This is a genomic window from Paenibacillus sp. VTT E-133280, from assembly GCF_002264385.1.
Lineage (GTDB): Bacteria > Bacillota > Bacilli > Paenibacillales > Paenibacillaceae > Paenibacillus_AQ > Paenibacillus_AQ nitricinens.
Genome location: NZ_NFUX01000139.1, coordinates 1 through 4,964 on the forward strand (window position 1 = coordinate 1; position 4,964 = coordinate 4,964).

6 protein-coding genes are annotated in these 4,964 nt (G+C 47.2%); 2 read left to right on the forward strand and 4 right to left on the reverse strand.

Annotation, left to right across the window (positions count from 1 at the left end):
- Positions 1 to 213: 213 nt before the first annotated feature.
- Entirely contained in the window at positions 214 to 660 is a 447-nt protein-coding gene (locus CA600_RS30305; protein WP_094874795.1) for a hypothetical protein, read from the forward strand.
- 73 nt (positions 661 to 733) lie between these two features.
- On the opposite strand, the gene CA600_RS30310 is transcribed toward CA600_RS30305, so the two are convergent.
- The 3 genes from CA600_RS30310 to CA600_RS30320 all read right to left on the reverse strand — a co-directional run bounded on the left by CA600_RS30310 (position 734) and on the right by CA600_RS30320 (position 2,071).
- Complete coding sequence (locus CA600_RS30310) at positions 734 to 952, reverse strand: hypothetical protein (protein ID WP_094874796.1); 219 nt, start codon at positions 950 to 952, stop codon at positions 734 to 736.
- A 117-nt stretch (positions 953 to 1,069) separates the two neighbouring features.
- Positions 1,070 to 1,387 (reverse strand): hypothetical protein, encoded by a 318-nt coding sequence (locus CA600_RS30315; RefSeq protein ID WP_036689410.1) that lies wholly within the window; start codon positions 1,385 to 1,387, stop codon positions 1,070 to 1,072.
- A 111-nt stretch (positions 1,388 to 1,498) separates the two neighbouring features.
- Positions 1,499 to 2,071, reverse strand: coding sequence for a xanthine phosphoribosyltransferase (locus CA600_RS30320; protein ID WP_076283133.1), 573 nt, complete (start codon positions 2,069 to 2,071; stop codon positions 1,499 to 1,501).
- A 174-nt stretch (positions 2,072 to 2,245) separates the two neighbouring features.
- Here CA600_RS30320 and CA600_RS30325 point away from each other — a divergent pair, with 174 nt between their 5' ends.
- Entirely contained in the window at positions 2,246 to 3,358 is a 1,113-nt protein-coding gene (locus CA600_RS30325) for a YkvI family membrane protein (RefSeq protein ID WP_094874797.1), read from the forward strand.
- Here CA600_RS30325 and CA600_RS31445 read toward each other — a convergent pair.
- The coding region (locus CA600_RS31445; RefSeq protein ID WP_373455911.1) for an ATP-binding protein at positions 3,345 to 4,964 on the reverse strand (1,620 nt) is incomplete at its 5' end. The two genes, CA600_RS30325 and CA600_RS31445, sit on opposite strands and share 14 nt — an antisense overlap.

Sequence of the window (4,964 nt, forward strand, 5' to 3'; positions counted from 1 at the left end):
GCGTCTGCCAATTCCGCCACGACCGCACATCGTAATGACTACATATCAATCTTGCGGTCACAAGAAATATCATATCATGCTGAGATTAAAGCGTCAATATATTTTATAGATTTTCTTGTCGATCATTATTTTATGGATAATTATTGCTTTCACTTCCGATTATAAGGTATAATGAGAACAAAAGTTCGCATAATATAAATGAGGTGATTTATAATGGCGACTACGAAGTTAAAGACATCCATTGTTGATGAAGATATTACTAAAGAAGAACTGTCCCTTGTCAGAAGCTATTTGCTGCTAACGTTTATTCATAAAGTTTTCGAGCGTGACTGCCGTGTAATCAGCAAGAGCGGCCTGTTTAAGACCCCTCAGCTTTATATGGAGCTCGTGTCTGGTGCCACTAAGAAAACCTCATTAATGCTCCAAGAGGTTACGCGCGAATTGAGTTCGCATGATCTGAAGATCACAACCGTTCGCCAAGATCAACGAGGAGTTGAGGCCTTGTACTCCTGTAGAGGATATCAAGGTGAACTGAATATATTATGGCCAGGATTCCGTAGAGAGATGATGCTGCGAATGCGTGCATATCTGGGACTGTCCACAGAGCTCTCTATACTCTCCAGAGAAGAAAGTGACACCCAGCTAGCTCTAAGTATATAATCCGTCAGAGGCATAGATGTTAGCAGAACAGCTCCCCACCCGATTTGGGTAAGGAGCTGTTCTGCTGCGGAAACTATATATTATCAGGTTCTTTCCTTGGTTCGCTGAAGGGTTGGAATAAATAATTCCGATCTAGCTTTACTACTCGTCTATTCTGACGACGTATCATTACCTGCGAATCATCCCAAGCCAGAACAATCCCTTTTACATCGTTACTTTCTATGCCATCCCGGACCACACGAATTTTCTCGCCGGAAATTCGGTACGTATCCAATTGTTCATCGCTAATCATCATGAATCCCTCCCTCTATATAGCTTATCCTATTTTCATTAAGAAAAAAGACCCAAATGAAAAATCATCTGGGTCTCATATAAGCAATTGACCAATTGCATGTCTACTAAAGCATTCTTATATCAGCGCTTCATTCTTCTCAAACCAAAAATCAAGAACTTTAGCGGACATCACACGTTGCTCCAGATACTCCACTTGGTTCGTTGTGAATTTCTCCCTCCATGGGAAGGAAAGTTCCTCACATAAACCTTTAATTGTCAGAAGCTCTGACCAAGCTACATAGCGTTTGTACCAAAAAAACTGAGGATGTTCAATCATATAGGGATACAGATCGTCGAATTCCGTGTGTTTGCAATCCAGCGCACGCTCGAAGTGATCCTTGGCCTCGGTTAATTTATCAATAAAAAATTGCTCAGTCACCGGTTCTTTCCCCATTGTGACGCCTCCTCCCTATGTCTGATTTTATTATAAAGGAAAATCTATAGGGTGAAAAGCAGTTGTTTGAAAAATAGGCCTGTTTAGGCCTGTTCTTATCTCTAAAACGGGTTATTCCCCAAATTCAATGGTGCCACCACTCAGAGAAGTAATTCTTACGAGTGACTCCAGTCGGATGCCTTGTTCTTTGATTGTCCGAGCTCCAGCCTGAAAGCTTTTTTCCACTACAACGCCAAGACCTACCAGCTCAGCGCCAGAGCGCTCGATGATCTTAATCAATCCACGTGCAGCATCACCATTAGCAATGATATCATCAATAAAGAGGATTTTATCCTCTGGAGAGATGAATTGCCGAGACAACATAATGTCGGTGACAATACCTTTCGTAAAAGAAGGAACTCTTTCACAAAGTGCGTCCGGATCTGCTAACAGTGTTTTTTTGCGACGTGCAAAAACTAACGGCACCTTTAACTCATATGCGGTGGCAAATGCCACGGCAATGCCCGAGGATTCCACGGTCACAATACGTGTAATTCCGCAGTCCGCAAACCTCCCGGCAAACTCCCGTCCCATTTCCATCGTAAGCTGTGGATCTACCTGATGATTCAACAGTGCATCCAGCTTCAGCACTTCATCTGAAACGACGACACCTTCCTCCAAAATCCGCTGTTTCAACACTTCCATGACTTTGAACCTCCAATACCCTTTATAATCGCAGACGTTCCGTACAAATGAATCACGGAAGTCATGTCCTACTGATCCTCATCATAACCTGTACTATACAGAGTACACAAGGCAATCCTGCATAGCACGCATTATGATTTTTCTTTTGTTCTTAAAACTATTAGGAGGGGAGCCATGAAATCACATGTCCGAACATTACAGATCGCATTCACTTACATTGGCACCATTGTAGGAGCCGGATTCGCCACCGGACAAGAAATATTAAAATTCTTCACTCGTTACGGACACTGGGCAGTCCTGACCATCCTGCTCTCTACTATACTGTTCATATGGCTGGGTACGAAAATGATGGTCATCGCTCGGCGCATAGAAGCAGAGTCTTATGAAGACTTTAACCGGCACCTCTTCGGCGACCAAGTCGGAAGCACCATTAGTTTGTTCACGATGGTCATCTTAATCGGTGTCAACAGTATTATGCTTGCAGGCGCGGGCGCTATATTTCAAGAGCATCTTGGACTTCATTATCAAACAGGGCTAATACTGACGCTGGTTGGTTCTTATTTTCTGCTTAAACGGGGAATTTCCGGTATTCTGCAAATGAACAGTCTGATCGTCCCATTAATGCTTACGCTGTCACTCATCATTATTTTTAATACCTTTCAAATTCCAGGAGCTCAGCGGTTCTTATTCCTAGAAACAGATCGGACTATATTTGGCGCTTGGATGTCGCCGCTGCTCTACACCGCCTTCAATCTAGGTATGGCTCAAGCCGTATTAGTGCCCATGGCGCGACATACTGATGAAGAAAAATCGCTTGTCTGGGGCGGTATTATTGGTGGTGCCGGAATCGGCTTTATGTTGATCGCCGCACATTTCGCGATGAGCTCACAGATGCCGGGTATTCTCCAATTTGAAATCCCTATGGGCAACATAGCTATCCGGTTGGGTACTGTAGTACAAACTATATATTTGCTACTGATCTTTTGTGAGATCTTCAGTACGTTTGTAGCCGACATTTATGGTGTTACTATGCAGCTTAAACAACGAATTCCTGTTAAACCCACATTAATTACGCCGATTCTAATGTTGGTCTGTTATTTACTGAGCCAGTTTGGCTTTAGCTCACTTCTCTCCATCTTCTACCCGATCTTCGGAGCTTTGTCGATGGTCTGGGCTGTCATGCTACTACGTACGCCATGGTCTACCCCACCACGTAGCGATTCCTCATCGGGTTCGAACGGAAAAGGGAACAGCCTTGTATCCATAAAACCAGTTACACGGAAATAACTGCTGCTGTTGGAATGATTCGTACTGCCGCTTCCGCCACATGCTTGTGACAGGTCATCATCACAATCTGCCGGGAGACCGACAGTTCACCAAGCAGTGAAAGCGCAGCATGAAGACGAGCCTCATCAAAATTGACGAATAGATCATCGAACAGCAGTGGCAGCGTTACTTGCCGAGACATCGTCTCAGCAAGTGCCAAGCGGATGGAAAGGTACAACTGTTCTGCCGTCCCACGGCTGAGCAGACCGCTGTCCAGCAGTCCAGCATCTTTGTGTTCCGCTTTTAGTTCTTTATGACCTAGAGTCATAACTACTCTCTTGTATTCCCCTTCGGTCAGCTTGGAGAAATAGTCAGATGCAAGCAAAAGTACCTGCGGTTGCTTCTCCTGTTCATAAATACGGCGGGTTCTTCCAATTAATTCAGCAGTTAATGCAGCTACCGCATACTTATCAGCCACGATTCGCAGAGCAGCTCTCTGCTCTTCCAATTGCTGAATAACAGAGTCCTCCATACAGCGTTCTTTCAAATACTCCCTTTCCTGTAGCAGCTTCCCTCGTTGCTCCAGCAGGGTGTTCCACATTTCTTCCTCCCGTTCAGCTAGCTCTTCTGCTGCTGTTCGCTCTTTCTGGAGTGCTGAGGCATCATGATGAGCTAATAATACTTGCAGAGCGGTAACTCGCTCTTCCTCCCAGCCTCCAAACATAGCAAGCTCCCACTGGCGAATGGATTTATTCAGCTCACTACGCCGCTGTACACCAGCCGATCTGCGTAGGAAATCCTCACCACCAATTGCTCCGCCTTCATGCAGCAATTGGTCACGCTGTTCTCTAAGTTCATCTAATACCCTATGGCTCTCTTTAAGCTCTTCCAGTAGTTCTTGTAACCGGGAATGAATACCTTCCCGCCGAATCAGATCCTTTTTCAGCTCATCCCAAGCTCTTTTTCGAAGTTCCAGCCAGCTTAGTAAAGTTAGTGCAGATCGTCGCTGTCCATCCTGCGGATCCATCTCAAAGCTAGTTGCCGCCACGCCAGACTCGTCCAGAGGATCGGTACCTGAGTCATGAATAAGAGCAAGCAGTTCCTCCTCGAACACAGTACACTCCTCTTCAAGCTCCTTCAGTCGTAAAGAGAGCTTATGCTCTTGGCGCAGCAGTTCGTTCCCCTGCTCCACCATAGCGAAGATATCCGTCAGCCCTTCCGGGGACAAGCCTTCGGGCAATCTGCGCTCACGCAGCCATTCTTCATATTGCTCAGCGGTTTGCGTGAAAGCCAGCTCCGCTCGGCTCATTTCTTCCTCGAGCACCTTCTCTTGCGCTGCCAGCGTCTCCAGCTCTGTGCGGCAGGCATCCCGCTCGGCGGCATAGCGTTCAATGCGCTGCCGCCAAGCTGACCAAGCCTCCATGAGCCTGCGAAGCTCCCTCATGGAGGCCTCCAGCCCGCCTGCGTCAGGGCTGGACCCCGGGGCGGCCGATCGCCGCCCCGGCATAGCGCTCTCCGGCTCCGCACCGGAGAGCAGCTGCCCCCGCAGCCGCAGCATCTCGGCTGCGGCAGTGCCCACGTCCCCGCCATACTCTGGCGGGGACGCTTCCGGCCGGCGCGCTCCGCG